20 protein-coding genes are annotated in these 21,915 nt (G+C 63.9%); 8 read left to right on the top strand and 12 right to left on the bottom strand.

Going from position 1 to position 21,915, the window contains the following annotated elements:
* Positions 1-15 precede the first annotated feature (15 nt).
* On the top strand, positions 16-1,035 hold the full coding sequence (locus AC07R0_RS06145; RefSeq protein ID WP_495104191.1) for an ABC transporter permease: 1,020 nt from the start codon (positions 16-18) through the stop codon (positions 1,033-1,035).
* A gap of 34 nt (positions 1,036-1,069) precedes the next feature.
* Here AC07R0_RS06145 and AC07R0_RS06150 read toward each other — a convergent pair whose 3' ends face one another.
* The 7 genes from AC07R0_RS06150 to AC07R0_RS06180 form a co-directional block, all read right to left on the bottom strand.
* Positions 1,070-1,522 carry a DUF4864 domain-containing protein gene (locus AC07R0_RS06150; protein WP_495104192.1) on the bottom strand — a complete coding sequence of 151 codons (453 nt, stop codon included), beginning with the start codon at positions 1,520-1,522 and terminating at the stop codon, positions 1,070-1,072.
* Between the two features lie 291 nt (positions 1,523-1,813).
* The gene (locus tag AC07R0_RS06155) at positions 1,814-3,196 is read right to left on the bottom strand and encodes a heavy metal sensor histidine kinase (RefSeq protein WP_495104193.1); all 1,383 of its coding nucleotides are present in this window, start codon (positions 3,194-3,196) and stop codon (positions 1,814-1,816) included.
* Positions 3,193-3,903, bottom strand: a complete 711-nt coding sequence (locus AC07R0_RS06160) for a heavy metal response regulator transcription factor (RefSeq protein WP_495098037.1) — start codon at positions 3,901-3,903, stop codon at positions 3,193-3,195. The genes AC07R0_RS06155 and AC07R0_RS06160 overlap by 4 nt, the downstream gene beginning before the upstream one ends.
* Before the next feature lie 13 nt (positions 3,904-3,916).
* Positions 3,917-7,093: an efflux RND transporter permease subunit gene (locus tag AC07R0_RS06165; protein WP_495104194.1), complete on the bottom strand. Its 3,177-nt coding sequence runs from the start codon at positions 7,091-7,093 to the stop codon at positions 3,917-3,919.
* A gap of 2 nt (positions 7,094-7,095) precedes the next feature.
* Positions 7,096-8,301, bottom strand: a complete 1,206-nt coding sequence (locus AC07R0_RS06170; RefSeq protein WP_495104195.1) for an efflux RND transporter periplasmic adaptor subunit — start codon at positions 8,299-8,301, stop codon at positions 7,096-7,098.
* A gap of 4 nt (positions 8,302-8,305) precedes the next feature.
* Positions 8,306-9,817 carry an efflux transporter outer membrane subunit gene (locus tag AC07R0_RS06175; RefSeq protein WP_495104196.1) on the bottom strand — a complete coding sequence of 504 codons (1,512 nt, stop codon included), beginning with the start codon at positions 9,815-9,817 and terminating at the stop codon, positions 8,306-8,308.
* A 157-nt stretch (positions 9,818-9,974) separates the two neighbouring features.
* A complete protein-coding gene (locus tag AC07R0_RS06180) occupies positions 9,975-11,015 on the bottom strand; it encodes a LacI family DNA-binding transcriptional regulator (protein WP_495104197.1) in 1,041 nt (346 codons plus the stop codon).
* Positions 11,016-11,177: 162 nt separating this feature from the next.
* On the opposite strand from AC07R0_RS06180, the gene AC07R0_RS06185 reads away from it, so the two are divergent.
* Both AC07R0_RS06185 and AC07R0_RS06190 read left to right on the top strand, forming a co-directional pair.
* Positions 11,178-12,266: a fatty acid desaturase family protein gene (locus AC07R0_RS06185; RefSeq protein WP_495104198.1), complete on the top strand. Its 1,089-nt coding sequence runs from the start codon at positions 11,178-11,180 to the stop codon at positions 12,264-12,266.
* Between the two features lie 22 nt (positions 12,267-12,288).
* Entirely contained in the window at positions 12,289-12,597 is a 309-nt protein-coding gene (locus tag AC07R0_RS06190; RefSeq protein WP_495104199.1) for a MocE family 2Fe-2S type ferredoxin, read from the top strand.
* 20 nt (positions 12,598-12,617) lie between these two features.
* Here the strand turns inward: AC07R0_RS06190 and AC07R0_RS06195 are convergent, their stop codons facing one another.
* Positions 12,618-13,658, bottom strand: a complete 1,041-nt coding sequence (locus AC07R0_RS06195) for a LacI family DNA-binding transcriptional regulator (RefSeq protein WP_495104200.1) — start codon at positions 13,656-13,658, stop codon at positions 12,618-12,620.
* A gap of 146 nt (positions 13,659-13,804) precedes the next feature.
* On the opposite strand from AC07R0_RS06195, the gene AC07R0_RS06200 reads away from it, so the two are divergent.
* On the top strand, positions 13,805-14,860 hold the full coding sequence (locus tag AC07R0_RS06200; RefSeq protein WP_495104201.1) for a fatty acid desaturase: 1,056 nt from the start codon (positions 13,805-13,807) through the stop codon (positions 14,858-14,860).
* 36 nt (positions 14,861-14,896) lie between these two features.
* A complete protein-coding gene (locus tag AC07R0_RS06205; protein WP_495098046.1) occupies positions 14,897-15,205 on the top strand; it encodes a MocE family 2Fe-2S type ferredoxin in 309 nt (102 codons plus the stop codon).
* Between the two features lie 195 nt (positions 15,206-15,400).
* Here AC07R0_RS06205 and AC07R0_RS06210 read toward each other — a convergent pair whose 3' ends face one another.
* The gene (locus tag AC07R0_RS06210) at positions 15,401-15,979 is read right to left on the bottom strand and encodes a TetR/AcrR family transcriptional regulator (protein WP_495104202.1); all 579 of its coding nucleotides are present in this window, start codon (positions 15,977-15,979) and stop codon (positions 15,401-15,403) included.
* A gap of 144 nt (positions 15,980-16,123) precedes the next feature.
* Here AC07R0_RS06210 and AC07R0_RS06215 point away from each other — a divergent pair, with 144 nt between their 5' ends.
* Both AC07R0_RS06215 and AC07R0_RS06220 read left to right on the top strand, forming a co-directional pair.
* Entirely contained in the window at positions 16,124-16,537 is a 414-nt protein-coding gene (locus AC07R0_RS06215; protein WP_495104203.1) for a 4-oxalocrotonate tautomerase, read from the top strand.
* A 26-nt stretch (positions 16,538-16,563) separates the two neighbouring features.
* A complete protein-coding gene (locus tag AC07R0_RS06220; RefSeq protein WP_495104204.1) occupies positions 16,564-16,959 on the top strand; it encodes a VOC family protein in 396 nt (131 codons plus the stop codon).
* A 289-nt stretch (positions 16,960-17,248) separates the two neighbouring features.
* Here AC07R0_RS06220 and AC07R0_RS06225 read toward each other — a convergent pair whose 3' ends face one another.
* Entirely contained in the window at positions 17,249-18,232 is a 984-nt protein-coding gene (locus tag AC07R0_RS06225) for a xylose isomerase (protein ID WP_495104205.1), read from the bottom strand.
* The gene (locus AC07R0_RS06230; RefSeq protein WP_495104206.1) at positions 18,232-19,470 is read right to left on the bottom strand and encodes an NAD(P)/FAD-dependent oxidoreductase; all 1,239 of its coding nucleotides are present in this window, start codon (positions 19,468-19,470) and stop codon (positions 18,232-18,234) included. The genes AC07R0_RS06225 and AC07R0_RS06230 overlap by 1 nt, the downstream gene beginning before the upstream one ends.
* A gap of 406 nt (positions 19,471-19,876) precedes the next feature.
* On the opposite strand from AC07R0_RS06230, the gene AC07R0_RS06235 reads away from it, so the two are divergent.
* The gene (locus tag AC07R0_RS06235) at positions 19,877-20,752 is read left to right on the top strand and encodes a MurR/RpiR family transcriptional regulator (RefSeq protein ID WP_495077187.1); all 876 of its coding nucleotides are present in this window, start codon (positions 19,877-19,879) and stop codon (positions 20,750-20,752) included.
* A gap of 41 nt (positions 20,753-20,793) precedes the next feature.
* Here the strand turns inward: AC07R0_RS06235 and AC07R0_RS06240 are convergent, their stop codons facing one another.
* Positions 20,794-21,900, bottom strand: a complete 1,107-nt coding sequence (locus tag AC07R0_RS06240; RefSeq protein WP_495104207.1) for a LacI family DNA-binding transcriptional regulator — start codon at positions 21,898-21,900, stop codon at positions 20,794-20,796.
* Between the last annotated feature and the right edge of the window lie 15 nt (positions 21,901-21,915).

Below are 21,915 nucleotides of genomic sequence, written 5' to 3' on the forward strand. Positions count from 1 at the left end.
AAAAGGAATGAATGTATGAGCTCCCCTACCATCTCCCAGCCCGCATCAGGCGCTGCCAAATCCAAAATGAAGTTGCCCCCAGAGTTCAGCATCCTGCTGGTGCTGCTGGGTATCTGCGTCTTTTTTGAGGCGCTGGGCTGGTACCTGAACGGCCAAAGCTTCATGTTCAACGCCGAGCGGCTGCAGGTCATCATCTTGCAGATGTCGGTCATCGGCATCATCGCGGTGGGCGTGAACATGGTCATCATCACCAGCGGCATTGACCTGTCGTCGGGCTCGGTGGTGGCCGCATCTGCGGTGGTGGCGGCCAGCCTGGCCCAGGTGTCGGACTTTCCGCGCGCCGTGTTCCCGCAGCTGACCGATCTGAACCCGATCTGGCCCGTGCTGGCCGGGGTGCTGGTGGGCGTGGTGGTGGGCTTGATCAACGGCTGGTTGATTGCCGCCACCGGCATCCCGCCCTTCATTGCCACGCTGGGCATGATGGTGGCTGCACGCGGCTTTGCCAAATGGTTCACCGGCGGCATGCCCGTCAGCATGCTGACCCCCGAGTTCGCCTGGATCGGCGAGGGGGCCAACCCGGTGATCATCTTCTTGGTGATCGTGGCGATTGCCCATGTGGTGCTGCGCTACACCCGCTTCGGCAAGTTCACCTACGCCATCGGTGCCAACCGCCAGGCGGCCCGCGTCTCGGGTATCAATGTGAACCGCCACCTGATCTGGATCTACACCATTGCCGGCCTGCTCAGCGGCGTGGCCGGTACCGTGACCGCAGCGCGTGCCATCTCCGGCCAGTCCGGCATGGGCGTGAGCTATGAGCTGGACGCGATTGCGGCCGTGGTCATCGGCGGCACCTCGCTGGTCGGCGGCCTGGGCCGGGTCACCGGCACCGTCATCGGCATCCTGATCCTGGGTGTGATGATGTCGGGCTTCACCTTCATCCGCATCGACGCCTACTACCAGGAGATGGTCAAGGGCGGCATCATCGTCGCCGCCGTGGTGGCCGACCAGTACCGGAACAAGAAACGCCGGACGTAAATAGATCGGCGGTTGCTGGGAGTCTGAGCGGCTCCTACGCCATCCGCCCGTTGGTTTCCTTCAGGAAGCAGCCGCTGATGCGCCACTGTTTGTTCTTTTGCCGCTCCAGCGTGTAGACGACCATCCAGCTGGTGCCTTCGGCGTCTGACATCTGTACCGGCTGGACTACCACTTTGCCATCCAGGTCCGGCTGCAAATACGCCACCGACGCGGGCCGGTACACCACCGCGTACTGGCCGCGCACCATGGCCATGAAGTACTGCGCCGAGGCGACCGATTTGCGCACACTGGGCGCCGCGTAGGAAAAGGCTTTTTCCGCATCGTCGGCGGCAAAGGCATCCAGCTGCGCATGGATGACCTCACGTACCGCCTTGGCATCCTGGCTACTGAGCGGCGTTGCCAGCGCGGACGCGCCCACCAGCAGTGCCAGCAGCATGCCGACCGTGGTGCGCCATAAGGATTGGAAGCATTGGATGGGGGGTTGCATGGCCACGGCTCCTTTCACAAATACATGGAGAGCGCCCCACGCGGGGCTCCATGCCCATCCAGCTTACGCTTTTCAGCGGATTTGTGTCAGCACAAGGTGTTGCCGGCACTGGCTGGCCTGTGCAGTACAGCTCAGCATTCCGTTTCTGGATTGATGGGGAAATATGGCTCTGGCGCAGGTATTGCCTGCGGTAGTAGCTATTAAAAGAGGAGTATTTTTCACGCGAAACGCGTGGGAAACGCTTGGGAAGTGCGGTCTGGGCTGCGAGCCGTTGCGGCCCAGAAGGCGTTCTCAACCCGTGTCCCGTGCCACGCTGAATCCGATGGTGTTGACGCCGTTTGCACTGCTGGCGCTGACCTGGCCGCCGTGCATGCTGGCGACTGCTTTCACTATCGCCAGGCCCAGACCGTGTCCGTGGTGTTGGCCCAGGCCCTGGCGGGATGTATCGACGCGGTAGAAGCGGTCGAACAGGTGCTGCTGGTGCGTTCTGGCAATCGGCTCGCCGGGGTTGGCGACCGAGATCCAGGTGGCCTTGGCCTCGTTGCGGAGTTGTACGGTCAGTTGCGCGCCGGGTTGCGAGTGCTCGATGGCGTTCTGCAGCAGGTTGCTCATGGCGCGGCGGAACAGGGCGGTTTCGAGTTCTGCCTCGACCGCCGCGTCGCCTTCGATACGAACCTGCATGCCGCTTTCGTCCAGCACGAATTCAAAGAAATCGATGGTCTTGCGCACCTCTTCGGCGATGGGGGTGCGCACCCGGCCGGTAGCGGCTTCACCCCGGTCGGCGCGCGCCAGGAACAGCATGTCGTTGACGATGGAGCGCAGGCGCTCCAGGTCTTCCAGGTTCGATGCCAGCACCTCCTGCAGCTCGGGGGCCGTGCGCTGGCGTGATAGCGCGACCTGCGTGCCACCTATCAGGTTGCCCAGCGGCGTGCGCAGCTCGTGGGCTACGTCGGCATTGAAGGCCTCTAGCTGGGCATAGGCTTCCTCCAGCCGGGCCAGTGCACCGTTGAATGCCTGGGTCAAGGCTTTCAGCTCAATCGGCAGGGCTGCCTCTGGCAGGCGCTGTGACAAAGTCTTGGGGCGCAGTGCCTGGGCTTCGTTGGACAGCTGCTCCAGCGGCTTCAGGCCCACGCGGGCTATCCAGCGGCCAGCCAACGCCACCGCCAACACCGCCGCCAGGCTGAGCGCCAGTAGCGCGCTGACAAAGGCCTGGCGCGTGCGCCGGTAGGGCGTGGTGTCGCTGCCGATGATGAGCCGCACCCCGGGGCGTTCGTCCAGTGGCGCGATGTAGATAGACCGGGTGCGCAGAGACGTTGCCTGGCCGGGTAGCGCCAGGGTGCCCCGGCCATCCGCCCCTTGGGTGATGCGCTCCATGTCGGCCAGACCGCTGCCGTACACAAAGCGTGGGTCGTCGCTGAGCACCCAGAAGCGCACATTGCCATCTTGCGGCGCGAGCGTGTCCATCTTGGCCTGTACGCGGTTCCAGCGTTCTGCGCGGCCCACGCGCTGGATGGTGTAGGCCATGCTGTTGAGGCCGATGTTGAGCTCATCGTCCTGGTGGCGGGTCAGTTCGCGGTCCAGCACGGTGTACAGCGCGGCACCTATCAGCGCAAAGGTCAGCAGCGCTGCTGCGGCGAACATGGTGACCAGTCGCGCCGTGATGGAGCGCTTCACGGCGCGGCGCCCCGGTCGGCTTCCGCCTCGGCGCGTACTTCCATCACATAGCCCATGCCGCGTATGGTGTGCAGCAGCTTGGGCGCGGCAGCCGCAAAGGGCACATCGATCTTGTCGCGCAGCCGCTTGATGGCGACTTCGACCACATTCGTGTTGCTGTCAAAGTTCATGTCCCATACCAGCTCGGCAATAGCGGTCTTCGACAAAATCTCACCCTGGCGCCGCGCCAGTACCGCCAGCAGGGCGAACTCCTTGGCGGTCAGGTCGATGCGCACGCCGCCGCGGAAGGCTTTGCGCTTGAGCAGGTCGATCTGCAGATTGGCAATATTCAGCTGCATGGGCTCCTGGCTGCGGCCGCGCCGGTTCAGCGCCTGCAGCCGGGCCAGCAGTTCGATAAAGGAAAAGGGCTTGACGAGGTAGTCATCCGCGCCGTCGTGCAGCCCTTTGACGCGGTCCTCGATCCGGTCACGGGCGGTGAGCATGATTACCGGCGTCTGCTTCACTGTGCGCAGCGAACGCAGCACCGAGAAGCCGTCCAGGCCGGGCAGCATGGCGTCGAGCACGATCACGTCGTAGTCGTGCTGCATCGCCAGGTGCTGGCCGTCGAGTCCGTTGTCGGCGACATCCACCGCGCAGCCTTGCTCGGTCAAGCCCTTGTGCAGGTACTCGGCTGTCTTGGCTTCGTCTTCGACAATCAGGATTTTCATCTCACTCCAAAATCTAAGCCTGGGCCTGCGGCTGTGGCAATGCTTCTGCGCCAGCTTTAGCGGCCTTTTTCGCGGCCCGGGCGTCCTTGCGTGCCTGGTACCAATAGTGTGCCCGATCGAGGTAGAGGTAGACCACCGGGGTGGTGAACAGCGTCAGCATCTGCGACAGGATCAGGCCGCCCACCATGGCGTAGCCCAGGGGCCGGCGCAGCTCTGAGCCCGAGCCATGGCCCAGCATCAGCGGCAGGCCGGAGAGCAGGGCGCACATGGTGGTCATCATGATGGGCCTAAAGCGCAGCAGGCAGGCTTGGTAGATGGCCTCTTGCGGCTCCATGCCGTGCTCGCGCTCGGCTTTCAGCGCGAAGTCGATCATCATGATGCCGTTCTTCTTCACGATGCCGATCAGCAGGATGATGCCGATCAGCGCGATCACGCTCAGGTCGTAGCCACCGGCCATCAGGATCAGCAGCGCACCCACGCCGGCCGAGGGCAGGGTGGACAGAATCGTCAGCGGATGGATGTAGCTCTCATACAGCAGGCCCAGCACGATGTACACCGCCACCAGCGCCGCGGCGATCAGGTAGGGCTGCGAGGCCAGCGAGTCCTGGAAGGCCTGCGCCGTACCCTGGAACGCGCCCGACAGCGACTGCGGCAAGCCCATCTCGGCCTGCGCCTGGTTGATGGCATTCACTGCCTCGCCCAGGGCATGGCCCGGCGCCAGGTTGAAGGAGATCGTCACCGCCGGGAACTGGCCCTGGTGGTTGATCGCCAGGTAGGCGGTCTTGCTGGTGTCTACCTTCACAAAGGTCGACAGCGGCACCTGTTGGCCGGTCAGCGGCGAGTTCAGGTACAGCTTGCTGAACAGCGCCGGGTCTTGCTGCATGGCCGGCGTGACTTCCAGCACCACGTGGTAGCTGTTGAGCTGGGTGAAGTACTGGGCCACCTGGCGTTGGCCGATGGCGTCGTACAGCGTGGCGTCGATGGTTGTCGGCGTGATGCCGAAGCTGGCAGCGCGGTCGCGGTCAATGGTCAGCACGGCGGACGCTGCGGCGTTCTGCTGGTCAGAGGCCAGGTCGGTCAGCTCGGGCAGCTGGCGCAGGCGCTGCAGCAGCTTGGGCGCCCAGGTGTTGAGCTCGTCCAGGTTCGCATCGGTCACGGTGTACTGGTACTGCGTGCGCGACGAGCGGCCGCCCACGCGGATGTCCTGCCCTGCCTGCAGGAACAGGTTTACGCCCTGTATCTTGGCCAGCTGCGGACGCAACCGGGCGATGATCTGGTCGGCACTGGTCTCCCGACCGGCTTCCTTGGATTTGAGCCCGATGTAGAAGTTGCCGGTGTTGTAGGTGGACGAGCTGCCGTTCATGCCGAAGCCGGCGACATCCGGGTCGCGTCGCACCACGTCGGCCAGCTCGACCATGCGGGCGTTCATGGACTGAAACGATGCGTCTTGTGCGGATTCCGCAAAGCCCGAGATAAAGCCGGTGTCCTGCTGCGGGAAGAAGCCCTTGGGAATGATGAAGAACAGAAAGCCGGTGGCCACCACGGTGGCGATGAAGCCGCACAGGGTGAGGAACTGGTGCCTGAGCACCAGGTGCAGGCCGCGCTTGTAGCCGTTCAGCAGCGCGTCAAAGCCGCGTTCAAACAACATATACAGACGGCCATGCTTGCTGGCATGTTCGTTCTTCAAAAAGCGCGAGCACAGCATGGGGGTGAGCGTGAGTGACACCACCACCGACACCAAGATGGTCAGCGTTACCGTGACAGCGAATTCGCGGAACAGCCGCCCGACGATGCCGCCCATCAGCAGCAGCGGGATGAACACAGCGATCAGCGACACCGAGATGGAGATGATGGTGAAGCCGATTTCGCCCGCGCCCTTGTAGGCGGCCTCCATCGGCGTCATGCCTTCTTCGATGTAGCGGTAGATGTTCTCCATCATCACGATGGCATCGTCCACCACAAAGCCCACCGCAATGGTCAGCGCCATCAGCGACAGGTTGTCCAGGCTATAGCCCAGCAGGTACATCACACCCACGGTGCCCATCAGCGCCAGCGGCACGGTCACGCTGGGGATCAGCGTGGCCGGCACATTGCGCAGGAACACGAAGATCACCAGCACCACCAGAGCAATCGTCAGCAGCAGGGTGAATTCCACGTCTTTCACCGAGGCCCGGATGGTCTCGGTGCGGTCGATGATGGCGTTGACCTCTACCGTGGGGGGGATGGAAGCCTTGAGTTTGGGCAGGGCCGCGTTGATGCGGTCTACTGTCTCGATCACGTTGGCGCCGGGCTGCTTGGTAATGGCCAGCACGATGGAGCGGCCGTTTTGCACGGTGTTGCCCACCGGTGCGGCAGCACCTGCATAGGCCCAGCCGGCGATCTTGGCGTTCTCGGGGCCGTCCACTGCCACGCCCAGGTCGCGCACGCGGATGGGGGCGCCGTTGCGGTAGGCCAGGATCACGTCGTTCCAGGGGCCGGACTTCAGAATCTGGTCGTTGGTATAGACGGTAAAGCTCTGGTTCGGCCCGTCTATCGTGCCCTTGGGCTGGTTGGCCGTGGCCGATGCCAGCACCGTGCGCACGTCCTCCAGGCCCAGGCCCAGCGCGGCCAGCTTGGCCGGGTCCAGCTGCACCCGCACGGCCGGCTTTTGTACGCCACCGATGTTGACCAGGCCCACGCCGGAGATCTGCGAGATTTGCTGCGCCAGGATGTTGTCGGCATAGTCATTCACCTCGGTCAGCGGCAAGGTTTTGGACTGCACAGCCAGGATCAGGATCGGCGAGTCCGCCGGGTTCACCTTGCGGAATGTCGGCGGGCTTGGCAGCGTCGCCGGCAATTGCCCGCTGGACGCATTGATGGCCGCCTGCACGTCCAGCGCCGCGGCGTCGATGCTGCGGTCCAGGTCAAACTGCAGCGTGATCTGGGTCGAGCCCAGGCCGCTGGTGGAGGTCATTTGCGACAGGCCGGCGATCAGCGAGAACTGCCGCTCCAGCGGCTGCGCCACGTTGGACGCCATGGTCTCCGGGCTGGCGCCCGGCAAGCTGGCGGATACCTGGATGGTGGGAAAGTCCACCTGCGGCAGGGGAGCCACCGGCAGCAATGGGAACACCGCCGCACCGATGAGCAGCAGGGCAATCGCCAGCAGCGTGGTGCCGATGGGGCGTTTGATGAAGGCAGCAGAAATGCTCAATTTCAGCTCCCTGCCACCGTGGTGGATGGCTTGGCCGCAGCCTTGGTCGGCTCGATGATGCCCACGCCCACTTTCAGCTTGTACTGGCCATCGACCACCACGCGCTGGCCGGCACTTAGGCCCTTGTCGACCACGGCCACGCCGTCGGCAATCTGCGCCACGTGCACGGGGGTGTTGGCCACGGTGCTGTCATCGCCCACAGTCCACACATAGGTGCCGTCCTGGCTGCGCTGCACAGCGGCGGCGGGCACGGTCAGCGCATTCTGGCGTTGCCCCAGCTGCAGCCGTACGTTGACGAACTGGCCCGGCCACAGGCTGTATGTGGGGTTGGCGAAGCTGCCCTTGAGCTGCACCGTGCCGGTGGTGGTGTCGATCTGGTTGTTCATCAGGATCAGCTTGCCGCTGCCCAGCATATTGCTGCCGCTGCGGTCATAGGCCACCACACCCAGCGGCTGCTTGCTGGCGTTCTGCGCGCGGTTGATGTCCTGCACGGCTTCTTCCGGCAGGGTGAACTGCACCGCGATCGGGTCGATCTGGTTGATGACGACCAGGCCGGTGGCGTCCGCCGCGTGCACGATGTTGCCCGGGTCCACCAGGCGCGCACCCACGCGCCCGCTGATAGGCGAGGTGATGCGGGTGAAGCTCAGCTGCACCTCGGCGTACTGCACGGCGGCGTTGTCGGTCTGCACCGCGGCCTCAAGTTGCGCGACCAGCGCCTTCTGCGTGTCCAGCTGCTGCTGGGTGGCGGCGTCTTGTGCGATCAAGGTGGCGTAGCGTGCCAGGTCGGTGCGGGCATTCGCCAGCTGGGCCTGGTCCTTGGCGCGGGTGGCCTGGGCCTGGGCCAACTGGGCTTGCAAGGTGCGCGGGTCCAGCTGCGCCAGCAACTGGCCGGCCTTCACGTCCTGGCCTTCGCTGAAGCCCACCTTGTCGAGCTGGCCGTCGATGCGGGCTTTGACGGTAACCGTCGCCATCGAGCTGACGGAGCCTATGCCGGCACGGTAGACCTGCACGTCCTGCTGCTGCACGCGGGCGGTGGTTACCTGCACCGGCGGCGTCTTCACGGCGGTATCCAGCTTGGCGGCAAACGCCGTGTGGTGCAGGGACCAGGCGGTGCCCGCGCCCAGGATCAGAACGGCAGTGGCCGCAATCCAGATCGGACGGCGTTGGAAGCGTTGAGCGTGTTGAGAGGGGGGAGTGGTAGTCGTCATGGCGTCAGCTTCCTGAACCAGCTGTGGGGTTCGATGCGGTGGTGGATGGGGTGGACAGGTCGGCGGTGCTCCAGCCGCCGCCGGTGGCGGCGATCAGCGCCACGCTGGCGACCAACTGGCGGCCGAGCAGCTGGGCGGCAGTGCGCTGGTTGCTCAGCGACAGGGTTTGCGCTGTCACCACGCTGAGGTAGGTGGCCGTGCCGGCACGGTACTGGTCCAGGGCCAGGCGCTCGGACAGCTGTGCGGCCTCGACGGCTTTGGCCTGGAGTGCGGCCTCCTGCTCCAGCAGGCGCAGGGTGGCAAGGTTGTCCTCGACCTGCTGAAAGCCGCTGAGCACGGTCTGTTTGTACTGCGCCACGCTGGCGTCAAAGCTGGCAATCGCCTGGTCGCTGTGCGCGCGGCGCAAACCGCCGTCGAACACCGTCTGGGCCAGGGCCGCCCCCAGAGAGAAGACCCGGCTGGGCGTGTCGAACAGCGCGCCGATGGTGGCGCTGCTGAAGCCGCCGCTGGCGCTGAGCGTGATCTGCGGATAGAAGGCGGCCTGGGCCACACCGATGTTGGCATTGGCCTGGCGCATGCGGCGCTCGGCACCGGCAATGTCGGGGCGGCGCTCCAGCAATGTGGACGGCAGGCCGGGCGGTACCACCGGTATGGCCAGGTGCACGCCCTCGCGGGTGTCGATGGGCGCCAGGGTAAAGCTGGAGGGCGTCTGCCCGGTCAGCACCGCAATCGCATGTTCCAGCTGCGTGCGCTGGGCGTCCAGGTCCACACCCTGGGCCTGCGCCTGGGCCAGCTGGCTTTGCGCCAGCGCCACGTCGGAGCGCAGCACCACGCCGGCCGCATACTGGTGTTGGGTCAGCTCCAGCGATTTGGCATAGGCCTCGGTGGTGGCGGCGTAGAGCTTGCGTTGCAGGTCGATGGCGCGCACCTGCATGTAGTCCTGTGCCAGGGTGGACTGGATGCTCAGGCGCGCGCCGGCCAGGTCGGCGGCGCTGGCCTGGGTGCCGGCATCGCCGGCCTCGACGCTGCGCCGCACCGAACCCCATACATCCGGCTCCCAGCTGGCGGCCAGCCCCAGGCTGTAGTCATCGCCCAGCTTGACGCTGCCGCTGCTATTGGTCTGCGCGCGGGTGGCGCCGGCGTTGGCGCCCAGGGTAGGGAAGAAGCTGGAGCGGGCTGCGGCCGCAACGGCCCGCGCTTCGCGGTACACAGCCTCCGACTGCAGGATGTTCTGGTTGGCGCGGTTCGCCTGGGCCATCAGCGCGCTTAGCGTGCTGTCGTGGTACAGCTCCCACCAGGGCTGGTTGGCATCGATCACCTGGGGGCTCGCCGGCTTCCAGCCGCTGTCTTCCTTGTATTCTTTGCTGTTGCTGCCCAGGTCCAGCGGGGGCCGTACATAGTCGGGGCCGACGGCGCAGCCGGCGAGTAGCGCGGCCACGGCGGCGGCGCTGAGCCAAGGCGTGGGGCGGAAAGTGCGCGACCGGTAGGGGCGCGGATGTGCGTTGGGTAGGTTCATGGCACATCCCACTATAGGCAGCGCCTCCGACCGTACGCTGTCGGCTATATGACGGTTTTGTCAGTTTCGCGCAGCGCCTGCCTTCGCCCGAACTTATGAATGAAATAGGCCGATAGCGCAATGGATACCTGCGCAAGCAGCTACTTTTTATATAGCACTAGCCCATGTTCTCCGGCGTGAACAGGTCCATGGCCAGCAGCTTCTGCTGTGGCCCGGTGTAGCTGGCGCCGGGCAGGGTGGCGGCCAGCATCTGGGCCACGGCGGTCTGGGCCAGGCGCTCTTGCGGGGTGTGGATCACCAGGTCCACCACACCGTCGATCAGCGCGGCGCGGGTGGTGGCATTCAGCTCGTTGCAGACCACCACCAGTTTGCGGCCAGCGGCTTCTTCGCGCAGCGCCCGGATCACGCCGAAGCCGCCGCCACCGGCCAGGTGCAGGCCCACCAGATCCGGGTGCTTGGCCAGCAGTTCCAGCGTGGCTTCATAGGCCAACTGCGGGTCTTCCAGGTTCACCAGCGTGTCCAGCACCTTGAAGCCGGGTGCGTTCTCGCGCAGGTACGAGCGAAAGCTGATTTCCGATAGCTCGTGCCCCAGGTAGCGGTGGCTGCCAACAAACACCGCGACCTCGCCCGTGGCCTGGCGGTTCAGCCGGCTGATGGCCCAGGCCGCGGTACGGCCACGCTGGCGGTTGTCCAGGCCGATGTAGCCAGCGCGGTGCGGCGCGCTGATGTCGCTGAGCAGCGCGAAGCAGGGCTTGCCTTGCCCATACAGCGTCTCCACCGCGGCGGTGACATGCGGGTGGTCCACTGCGACCATGGCCAGCGCGTCCACCTTGCTGCCCAACGCCAGCAGTTGTTCGGCAATCGCTGCGGGTTCCAGCGCGTCCATGAACGTGATGTGCGCCACACAGGGTTCCGGCTGGTTCTGGGCCACGGCCTGTTGCAGCGCAGCGGCCAGGGTTTGGTAGAAATGGTCGTTGCGCTTTTGCAGGCAAAAGCCCAGGTGCCGCACCGGCACGCGCTCTTTCAGCCTCTCACGCATCAGGCCGACGGCGTGGTAGCCCAGCTTTTCGGCGGCGCCTATGACTTTCAGCGCCGTGCCTTCGCGTACCGGCAGGCGGCTGTTCAGCACGCGGTCCACGGTGGCGGTGCTGACGCCGGCCGCAGCGGCCACATCGGTCAAGGTGATTTTGGTCTTCATGGGCCTGCATCATCCCATTCCTTGCCATAAATGCAAGTTTTCTACATATGTGGCTGATGGATTTTGATATGAAATGATGTTTTTTGAGGTTTTACATCACACGGCCAGGGGCCTTTGGTTTTAGCATCCGCCATCGCTTCCGCATAACGAGAGACAATCCCCATGCCCACTGCCGAAACCCCCAGCTACGCAGGCCCGAACTGGGCCCGTACGCAAGACGACTACCACCTGATTTCCGGCGCCGGCGAGCGTGCCCAGGCCGCCGGCCTGGTCAACGCCAACTGGTACAAATGTCCGGTGCCGCGTCCGCGCATGAAGCAGTTGATGGTGCGTGAAGACGCGCGGGCCATCCGCGACACGGTGCTGTGGTACGCGTTGATCATTGCCGCCGGTGCGGCGCTGGTCGCCACCTGGGGTACCGCCTGGGCCTGGCTGGCGTTCTTTGTCTACGCCACGCTCTACACCGGCCCGGCCGATTCGCGCTGGCACGAGGCTGGCCACGGCACGGCCTTCAAGACCCGCTGGATGAACGAGGTGCTGTACCAGGCGGCCTGCTTTCAGGTGCTGCGCCGCCCCAGCGTGTGGAAGTGGAGCCATGCGCGCCACCATACCGACACCCTGGTGACAGGCCGCGACCCCGAGGTCGCCGTGCCGCTGCCCACCGATTTTGTTGGCTTGTTGCTCAACCTGTTTTCCATCAAGTCCGGCCCACGCGAACTGTGGCGCGTGCTGCGCAATGCCTGCGGCATTCTGGGCGAGGAAGAAAAGACTTTTGTACCCGAAATGGAATGGCCCAAGATGGTCAAGGAAGCCCGCGCTTGGGTGGCCATTTACGCCGTGTTGATCGCCAGCGCCGTGTACTTCGCCAGCTGGTTGCCCTTGGCCTTGTTCGGCCTGCTGCCGGTGATGGGCGGCACCTGGCTCTACACCTTTTTCGGCCTGACCCAGCATGCGGGCTTGCCCGAAAACGTGCTGGACCACCGCAAGAACTGCCGCACCGTTTACATGAACCCGGTGTTCCGCTTTCTGTACTGGAACATGAACTACCACGTGGAGCACCACATGTTCCCCATGGTGCCGTTCCATGCGCTGCCGCAGCTGCACGAAACCATCAAGGACGACTGCCCGCCGACCTACCAGAGTACGGTAGAGGCCTACCGCGAGATCATCCCCGCGCTGTTCAAGCAGGCCAAGGACCCGCACTACTACGTGGTGCGCCCGCTGCCCGCCGCTCCTCTATCTGCACCCTGAAAAACCATAAGGAGACAAACCCATGACTACCTGGACCGAAGTTTGCGCGCTGGAAGATATTGATGACGAAGACGTCATCCGCTTTGACCATAACGGCCACAGCTATGCCGTGTACCGCTATGAGGACAAGGTCTACGCCACCGATGGCCTGTGCACGCACGAGAAGGTGCACCTGTGTGACGGCCTGGTGATGGAACACGTGATCGAGTGCCCCAAGCACAACGGCCGCTTCGACATCCGCGACGGCCGCGCCCTGGGTGCGCCGGTGTGCGTGAACCTGAAGACCTACCCGGCCAAGGTCGACGGCGGCACGGTTTTCATCCAGGCCTGAGTTTGCAGGCTGTCGCCGGGCTACACGCTTTGCTGCACCTGGATGTCCATGGGCACCATCAGCTGTCGCAGCCCGGTACTAGGCTGGCTCAGCGCCTCGGCCATCTGCGCCACCAGTTGCGTGCACAGCAGCGGCAGCGGGTGCGACAGCACGGCATGCAGATGCCCGCTCAGCAAGGCGCTGCGCGTGACGGCCGTCAGGTCGTTGGCCACACCGATCAGGCGCTGCGCGCCAGCGTGGCTGCGTAGCGCCCGCAGCACGCCTTCAATGCCGCCGCCCCCCACGTAAAAGCCGCACAGGTCGGGCCGGCGCTGCAGCAAGTCCAGCGTGCGTTCTTCGCTGTAGTCGTCGCTCTCCAGCGTGGGGATGGTTTCCAGTAGCTCAAATTCCGGCGCGTGTTCACGGACGTACGAGCGGAAGCTGATCTCGCTCAGCTCCTGGCATTGGAAGCGGTGGCTACCCACAAAAATCGCCACCGGCCCCGGGGCTTTGGCCAGCTGGGTCACCATCCAGGCTGCCGTGCGCCCCAGGCGCCGGTTGTCCAGGCCGGCGTAGCCAGCGCGTTGGGCTGCACTCAGGTCGGAGATCAGCGCAAACACCGGCACACCGCTGGCGTGCAACTGCTCAATGGCTTCGCTGACCAACGGGTGGTCGGCCGTCACGACGGCGACGGCATCCACCTGTTTGCCTAGGGCCAGCAGGTGCGCGGCTACATCTTCGGGAGATTGCTTCTTCAGGTACTCGACCACCGCCGTGCCCTGGATTAGCGGGCAAGCCGACGTGGCCTGGGTCAGGCTTTGTGCCAGGTCTTTGTAGAAGGCGGTGGCCGGTTGCTGCAGCAGAAAGCCCAGCCGGCGCCGGGGCTTGACCTCGCGCACCCGCTCTCGGATCACCTCGACCGCGTAATAGCCCAGCGCCTCTGCCGCCTGCTGGATGTGCTGTGCCGTGTCGGCGCGCACGGTGGTGCGGCCATTCAAAACCCTGTCCACGGTGGACAGGCTGTGGCCAGAGGCCTTGGCCACGTCTTGCATGGTCGGGCGGGTGGATTTTTGTCTTGACATATATATGTCAAACCTGCTTTTGTGGTGACGTGTTTTGAAACATTGTGATTTCATCATATGTCAAAAAACAGGGCCGCGCACTACCATCGCTGCACCTGCGGACGGACCTTGGATCCGCCCCATTTCCACAAGATCAGGAGACAACCATGTCCAGCCCACATCCTCACGCCCGCTACGCCTTGCGCGGCGAAGCCACTGCCCAGAGCGATCTGCAGAACCAGCAATTCGACACCCAGGTCAGCGACCTGTGGTTCACCCCCAAGGTGGACCGCAAGCTGCTCAAGTCGCTAATGAAACGCAGCGACGGCCCCGCGCTGTGGAACTACGGCCTGTGGCTGGGCCTGATGCTGGTCAGTGGCATCGGTGGCTACCTCACCTGGGGGACTGTGTGGGCCATACCGTTTTTTGCGGTGTACGGCACGCTGTACGCCACCAGCGACCACCGCGCGCATGAGCTATCGCACGGCACGCCGTTCAAGACCCGCTGGATCAACGAAATCTTCTATCACCTGGCTGGCTTCATGACCCTGCATGAGGGGCACTACTGGCGCTGGAGCCATACCCGCCACCACACCCACACCGTAGTGGTCGGCAAGGACCCGGAGATCGCCGTGCCGCGCCCGGCGAACCGCCTGCACATCCTGCTGGACTTCTTCTTTCTGCGCTCCGGCTTGGTCCAGATCCGCAACATCTGCTGCCATGCCGCGGGCCATATCACCGAAGCCGGCTCGCACTTCATCCCGGATGCGGAACGCCGCAAGGTCATCAACTCTTCGCGCGTCTTCGTGCTGATCTTTGCGCTGGTGATTGCCGCCTGTGTCTGGACGCAGAGCATTCTGCCGGCCATGTTCATCGTGCTGCCGCGCTTCTACGGTGGTGTGCTGCCCCAGATTTTCAACGTGACCCAGCATGCCGGTCTGGCCGAAGACGTGCACGACCACCGCCTGAATACCCGCAGCTTCGCCACCAACCCGGTGTTCCAGTGGCTGTACGCGAATATGAACTTCCACGTAGAGCACCACATGTTCCCCATGGTGCCCTACCACCGCCTGCCCGAGCTGCATGAGGCCGTGAAAGACCAGTTCCCCACGCCATGCCCTAGCGTGTGGGCGGCCTGGGCCGAGTTCTGGCCCGTGCTGTCGCGCCAGTCGCAAGACCCCAGCCACCATTTGGTGCGGCCCCTACCGGTTGCCAGCAACTAAAACCCAAGCCTATTCCCAACATCAGGAGACAAAAGCATGAGCACCTGGACCGAAGTTTGCGCACTCGACGACATCGACGACGAAGACGTCATCCGCTTTGACCACAAGGGCCACAGCTACGCCGTGTACCGCGTTGACGCCAAGGTTTACGCCACCGACGGCCTGTGCACGCACGAGAAGGTGCACCTGTGTGATGGCCTGGTGATGGAACATGTGATCGAGTGCCCCAAGCACAACGGCCGCTTCGACATCCGCGACGGCCGCGCCCTGGGTGCGCCGGTGTGCGTGAACCTGAAGACCTACCCAGCCAAGATCGAAGGCGGCACTATCTTTCTGCAGGTTTGAGCCACATCCGGTGCTGCCGCCTCAGGTGGGCTGCGCCGTTGCCGGAGACCTTCTTTCAATTGGATGATGTGGCTTGGATGCTATGTAAAACATAGCTCTCAGCGCAGGTTCTATATGCGCTAGCGGCTTGTTTTGCATAAATTCTGCAGGGGCGGATGCGGGCTGTGCATCATGGCGACGGGCCCCAGGTAGGGGTCACTTTCCGTCTGGCGTGCCGAGCAAGGCCTGTTCCGTTCCTGTCGCAATCTGGTCCGCGAAGGCGCCATTCCCAACGGCACGCGCGAGTGTGACGGCACCTGCCAGCGACGAGAGGGCGGCGCAAGCGGCGCCAATGTCCCGCGGTACACCGGGTGAGGCAGGACCATCGACGATCGCCTGGGCAACATCGCGCAAAGCCCCCTCAAAGGTTGTACGCGAGGCTTCGTCCGATCGTGACACTTCCGACGGCATCGTTTGCAGCGTGCAACTCTCTGACAAGTCACAGGTGCGCTTGGCGCTGAGGTAGAAGCGCACAAACTCCGGCCACCAAGCGTGGCCGTGTTTTTCTTGGAAGTACAGCAGGCCTCCTTTCAGTTCGGCCATGCCCTGGGCGACCGATTCTCGGAATGCGTGGGCCTTGGAGTCGAAATGGACGTAGAAGGCGCCCGATGTCAGGCCCGCTTCCTTCGCCAGGCCGTCCACCCCGATACCGCCGAATCCAGCCTTGCGAAACCCGCGACCTGCACCCTCCAGGATGCGCTGCCGCGTCTGTAGCTTTTGTTCGGACCTTGACACGAGGGGCTCCTTCGCCATGTGAAGCTAACGATTGTAGTTGTTCAAAACACGATCGTTATGTATTATTGGATAACGATCGTTACTTGAAATGCGCTGCAGATCGCAGCGCATGGGTCGACGCCGTTCTTTCTATTTGGAGTACCTATGCCACTTACGCTCACCCTTACCGAGGGCGTTCTCCCCAAAGGCCAGGAAAAAGTCGCCTTCAGCCGCCTGTCCGATGCCATGCTCAAGTGGCACGGCCTGGCTGGAAACAAGGCGATGACGCCCAACATCGTTGGCTCGATCCACGTCTTGCCGAAGGAGCACACGTATTCCGGGTCCAAGGAGGCCTCTGTGGCCTTCGTTGAATGGAAGGTCCCATCCTTTGTGTTCGCCAGCCGGGAGGTGCAAGTCGGCTACATCGAAGAGGCCACAAACATCATCCATGAGCTGTCTGGCGCTCAGCACCCAAAGGAGCGCATATGGGTCAACGTGGTACATGCGGTGGACGGGGCCTGGGGCATTGCCGGGTTGGCCCTCACCAATGCGCAACTCGGTCAAGGGGCGGCGTCGTAACCACGCTCACATCCAGGTAAACGATCATGCAACTTTCGAACTATTTGTTCTTCACCACCTGCTGTGACCAGGCTTTGGCGTTCTATACGCAGTGCGGTCTTGGCCGTGTCGTCGAGGTGCTGCGCTACGGAGTCGATGGCATGCCTGTGAAGAACGAGGCCATGCGCGGCAAGGTCATGCACGCCAAGTTCGAAGGGCCCGGTCTGCTCTTCTACGCCTCGGATAACGATGACGCCGAGCCGATGCGGGGCTCCGCACACTTGCTGGCGATGGACGACCGAGACTCCACGAACCGGCTATTCCAGGCCCTGGGTGCGGGCGGGACCATCACAACCCCCTTAGGCATCCAGGCCTGGGGTGGCTACTACGGCAAATTGACCGATCGTTTCGGTGTCCAGTGGATGCTGAACTGCGCTGAGTGATTCCATTTCCAGATCAATACGAGATTAGGCGCGAAGCTGCAGACGGTGGTTTGCCGCGGCAAGGCGAAGCAACGACATATTCGGATTGATCTGGAAGTGGAATGAGATTGCTGGCAGCGCGCCTGTGGAGCAGGGTTTTCTTCGCAACAAGCCAAAGGCCGGCAGCAGGCACCAAGCGGCTATCCAGCACCTTTCAGAAGATCGATGGCCAATTACTCCTCTGGCTGGTGAGCTTTATTGTGCTATGGTAAATATAGCTGCCAGCGCTGGTAGTACCGGCGCTGGCGGCCTATTTAGCTTGAAGTTTCGCCCATTCCTCGCGCAGCCAGTTGGCGCAGGCGATGTTGTTGTCCCAGATCGAATAGCGTCCACCACCGCCGTAGTCGGGGAAGGGGATGAACTCGCAGCTGATGCGTTGCGGCGCACGGTCTGGGTGGGCGTGCATCCAGGCCAGCAGCTCGCGCACGGCTTGTTTCCACGGCTCCAGTTCTTCGGCGCGCCAGGCGCTGTGGAAAGTACCGGGCGGCGGCTGGATGAACGGGTACTGCACGGCGCGGCCAGGCAGGCCGGGCGCGCGTTCCATTGCTTTGTTATGCGGCACGCAGGTGGCGACGCTGCGGGTGTGGGCATGCACCACCCAGCCGGATTCCAGCCACAGCTTGTACAGGGCCAGCACCTCTTTGTGGCCACCGTCGGCTGCGTTGCTCAGGCCGCTGAGGGCCAGCTCCTGCGGGTTGTTGATCTTGAAGATCTGGTGCGAATGGTCCAGCGTGATGCGCAGCGGCACGTGGCGGCGCGCCAGCAGCTCGGCCACACGTTCCACGCGGTGGAACTGTTCGTTCCACATGTCGATGTGCACTTCCAGGCTGGGCAGGCAATGGGCCGGCGCGCCATGTTCCATGGCGTCCAGAAAGAAGTCGGCCACCTGTTGGTCGCTCAAGGTGCTGCCGTCGGCATGGCGCGAGAACAGCTGCATATTGCACAGCTTGGCGCCCAGCTTGCCGCCGGTGGCCAGGCACCAGCGCATGCGTTCCTCGTCGCGCCCGGCGCAGAAGATGCCGCCGAACACGCCAATCGGCACACCGTATTCGGCCACCAGGTCGAAGTAGGGTGCGAAGTCTTCGGCGGGGTTGTGGTTCTTCTCGATGTAATCAAAAGCGCCGCTGTCGCGTATCCAGGCAAAGCGTGTCGCGGCGTCGGGCGTGGGCAGGCCGTCGTGGACCAGCACACCATCGATATTGATGCCGATGGGCAAGAGGGTGTTAGCTGGCATTATTTGAGCAAGGCTTTTAATTTGGTGGCGGGGTCGGCAAGTGCTTCGGCGGAGGCGCTGACGCCTTTCTCCACCAGGGTGCGGGCCAGCTTCAATTCCTTGGCGACGCGGCTGGTTTCGCCCCAGCCGCAGGCACCGACGATGCGCTGCGTGGCGTCCAGGTAGAAGATCACCAGGCCATCGTCTTCCAGTGCGCGCGTAGCCGACGTGGCGGCCAGGGCCGGCTCGCCCACCACCTGCAGCTGGTAGTGGTACTGGTCGGACCAGAACCAGGGCAGGCTGGTGTAGCTGGTATTGCCGCCCAGCATGTTCTGCGCGGCAATGCCAGCCTGTGTTTCGGCGTTGTGCCAGGTCTCCTGGCGTATCAGCTGGTTGGACAGCGCGCTGGGGAATTCGGCCACGTCACCGGCCGCAAAGATGCCGGGCGCGCTGGTGTGCAGCTGCGCATCCACCTGGATGCCGCGCCCCACCGCCAGGCCGGCCGCTTTGGCCAGACCCAGGTGCGGCTCGATGCCGATGCCGGCCAATACCGTGTCGGCATCCAGCTGCGTGCCGTCGGCCAGCAGCATGCGTACGCCATCGGCCGTGCGTTCAATACTTTGCGGGCTGGCGCCCAGCAGCACACGCACGCCCTGGGTGCGGTGCAGGGCCAGGGCGCGTTCGGCCACGGGCTCGGGCACGGCGCGGCCCATCAGGCGCGGCGCGCCTTCGACCACGGTGACTTCGCAGCCCAGCTTGCGTGCCGAGGCCGCCACTTCCAGTCCGATGAAGCCACCGCCCACCACCAGCAGGCGCTTGCCCGGCTGCAAGCGTTGCGCCAGTGCGGCGGCATCGCCCAGATTGCGCAGGGTCAGCACCTCGGGCAGATCGCCCCCAGGGATGGTCAGTGTGCGCACCTTGCCGCCGTGGGCCAGCAGCAGCGACTGGTAGCCCAGCACTTCGCCGTTGCTCAGCGTGATGCAATGGTCTGCGGGGTGGATGGCCGTCACCTGCGCGACATGGCGCGTTATTTGTAAATTCGCCCAGTCTTCGTCGGAATGCAGGGCGCAAGCAGTCGCCGTTTTGTCGCCGGTCAGCAGGTCTTTGGAGAGGGGCGGGCGTTCATAGGGTGCGTGCGGTTCATCGCCCACCAGATGGATGGTGCCGGCCCAGCCAGCGCTGCGCAGCGCCTGGGCGGTGCGGCCACCGCAATGGCCTGCGCCGACGATGACCATGGACGTACGATCAAGGGTTTGCATGGAGAGCTGTCTCGTTATATTCAGAACGTGTCTGCGATTTATTTGGGGCCGCGCAACTGCCTTTTCGGGAGGGGCTGGTAGGCGCGGCTCGCCGCCAATAGCCCGGCTATTGGCAAGAGTCGCAACGCCCCAGACTGCCCGAAAAGGCAGCTGCCCTGCGGGTTGGGGAGAAATCGGGCGATTTGTCCGCCATCACCCTTGCATGGGCAGGGAGCCCATGCTGCAGGCGCTGACAGCCAACTCATCCCGATTGCTCCCCAACGCGGCCCCAAATAAATCGCAGACACGTTCTCAGGCTGAATTATAGGAAGCATGCGTGTGAAAAAGGTAAAAATTTTCTATTTCTAATTTTTTATGAAAATTAATTCTTTGGTTAAGATGGACTCTTTCACAAGCGCACACCACCATGGCCGTTGACACCGTTCCCAAGCTCAGCGTTGACCAGCTGATCAAGCGCATCACCGGCGAGTACGACGCCCTGAGCAAGCAGCTCAAGGTGATCGCGCGCCACGTCGAACAGAACCGCCACCACATCGGGCTGGACGGCATCCAGCAGGTGGCGCAGCAGTGCAGCGTGCAGCCCTCGGCGGTGGTGCGCTTTGCCAAGCACTTTGGCTTCTCGGGCTTTTCGGAAATGCAGGCCATCTTCCGTGAAGGCCTGTCGCGCCAGTTGGCGCCAGCACGCAACTACAAGACGCGCATCCGCGACGCCATCGAGTCGGGCGCGGGCAGCCTGTCCAGCATTGAGATTGCCAATGAATTTTTAGCCGGCAGCATCGCCGGCATGCAGGAGCTGCAGGCCAGCCTGCACGGCCCCACTTTCAAGAAGGCGGTGGACCTGCTGGTGGAGAGCGACTGCATCTGGATCGCAGCGTCGCGCCGCTCGTTTCCGGTGGCGGTGTACCTGGACTACGCCTTGCAGCACACCGACAAGCGGGTAGGCCTGGTGTCGGGCCTGGGCAGCATGCACCTGGGCCAGATGCGCTCGGTGCGCAAGGGCGATGTGATGCTGGCGATCTCGTTCTCTCCCTATGCCGAAGAAACCATAGGCGTGGCCAAAATGGCGGTGGAGCGCGGTGCGCGCCTGATCGCCATCACCGACAGCCGCATGAGCCCGCTGGCCAAACTGGCACAGGCCTCGCTGGTGGTGCAGGACAACTCCACCTTCGGCTTCCGCTCGCTCAACAGCACCATGGGCCTGGCGCAAAGCCTGTTCATTGCCCTGGCCTACACGCTGGAGCTTCCCTACCAGGCCACCACACCCAACGGCCAGGTGGCTTAAAGAAAAACCGCCTCTAGCGCAGGTACTACCTGCGCGGGTAGCTATTTATTTGGTAGCAATCCGCTGCTGGGCAGGTAGGGCTGGCTGGGCAGGTTTTCGGCGCAGAACAGGCGGAACTCGTTGGGGCCAACGGGCGGTTTCTGGTCCAGCCATTTGTTTTCAAACAGCAGGTGCTGCATGCCCGACATCACCTGGCCGTCGGGGTCCTGGTCGATCACCAGGTCCATCACGCCGAGCTTGAGCCAGCGGCGGTGCTCGTCCGACAGCTCATGCCCAATCCACACGACCTGGCCCGTGCAGCCGTGGCGCTGCAGCGCCTGGTAGATGCCGGCCGAGCCGGCGCCGCTATGGTAAATGCCGGCCAGGCCGCCTTGCTTCAGCGCCGCGTCTACCGCCTGGAACACCTGGTCGGTGTCATCAAAACAAGGGGTGACGGGCAGGCAGGTGAGGGCGGGGAATTTCTCTTGCAGCGCATCCAGAAAGCCGGCCGTGCGGTCGCGGTGGGCGCGGAAGTGCAGGTCGTTGGTCAGTACCAGCAGGCGCCCGCCGGTGCCTTCTTTTGTGGCGGCGAGCCGGCCCATGAAGTGCCCGGCAGTGCGGCCGGCGTGCAGATTGTCTATGCCCGCATAGTGCAGGCGCAGGGCGTTGTGGCTGCCGCTGGGGTCGCTGATGTCGCTCATCAGGGTGACCACCGGCACACCCTTCTGGCTCACCTGCTGCACCGCGGCGCGCAGCACTGGCGTGTCGTGCACGGCCAGCAGCAGACCGTGGCGCGGGTGGGGCGGGCGGCGGATGAAATCGGCGGTGCGCTCGTCGTCACCGGGTGCGAAGCTGTGTCGGTGCACCACGATGCGCCGGTCCAGCAGCTGCACGAAGCGGGTCAGCGCCAGCTCCATGCGCTGGAAGAACGGCGTCTGGCTGCGCGCCAGCACCACGTCGATGCGGGTCAGGCCGCGGTGTACCTCGGGCATCAGGCGCGGCACGGCCAGTTGCTGGGCCGCGCGTACCACTTTTTCGCGCGTGGCCAACGACACGCTGCCGCGGTCGTTCAGCACCCGGTTGACGGTGGCGATGCTGACCTGGGCCTGCGCCGCGATGTCGATGAAGCGGGCGCTGCTTTTCTTGCGCGGAGGTACGGTGTCTGCCATGCCCCCACTGTAGAT

Source organism: Rhodoferax sp. GW821-FHT07F03, from assembly GCF_059418745.1.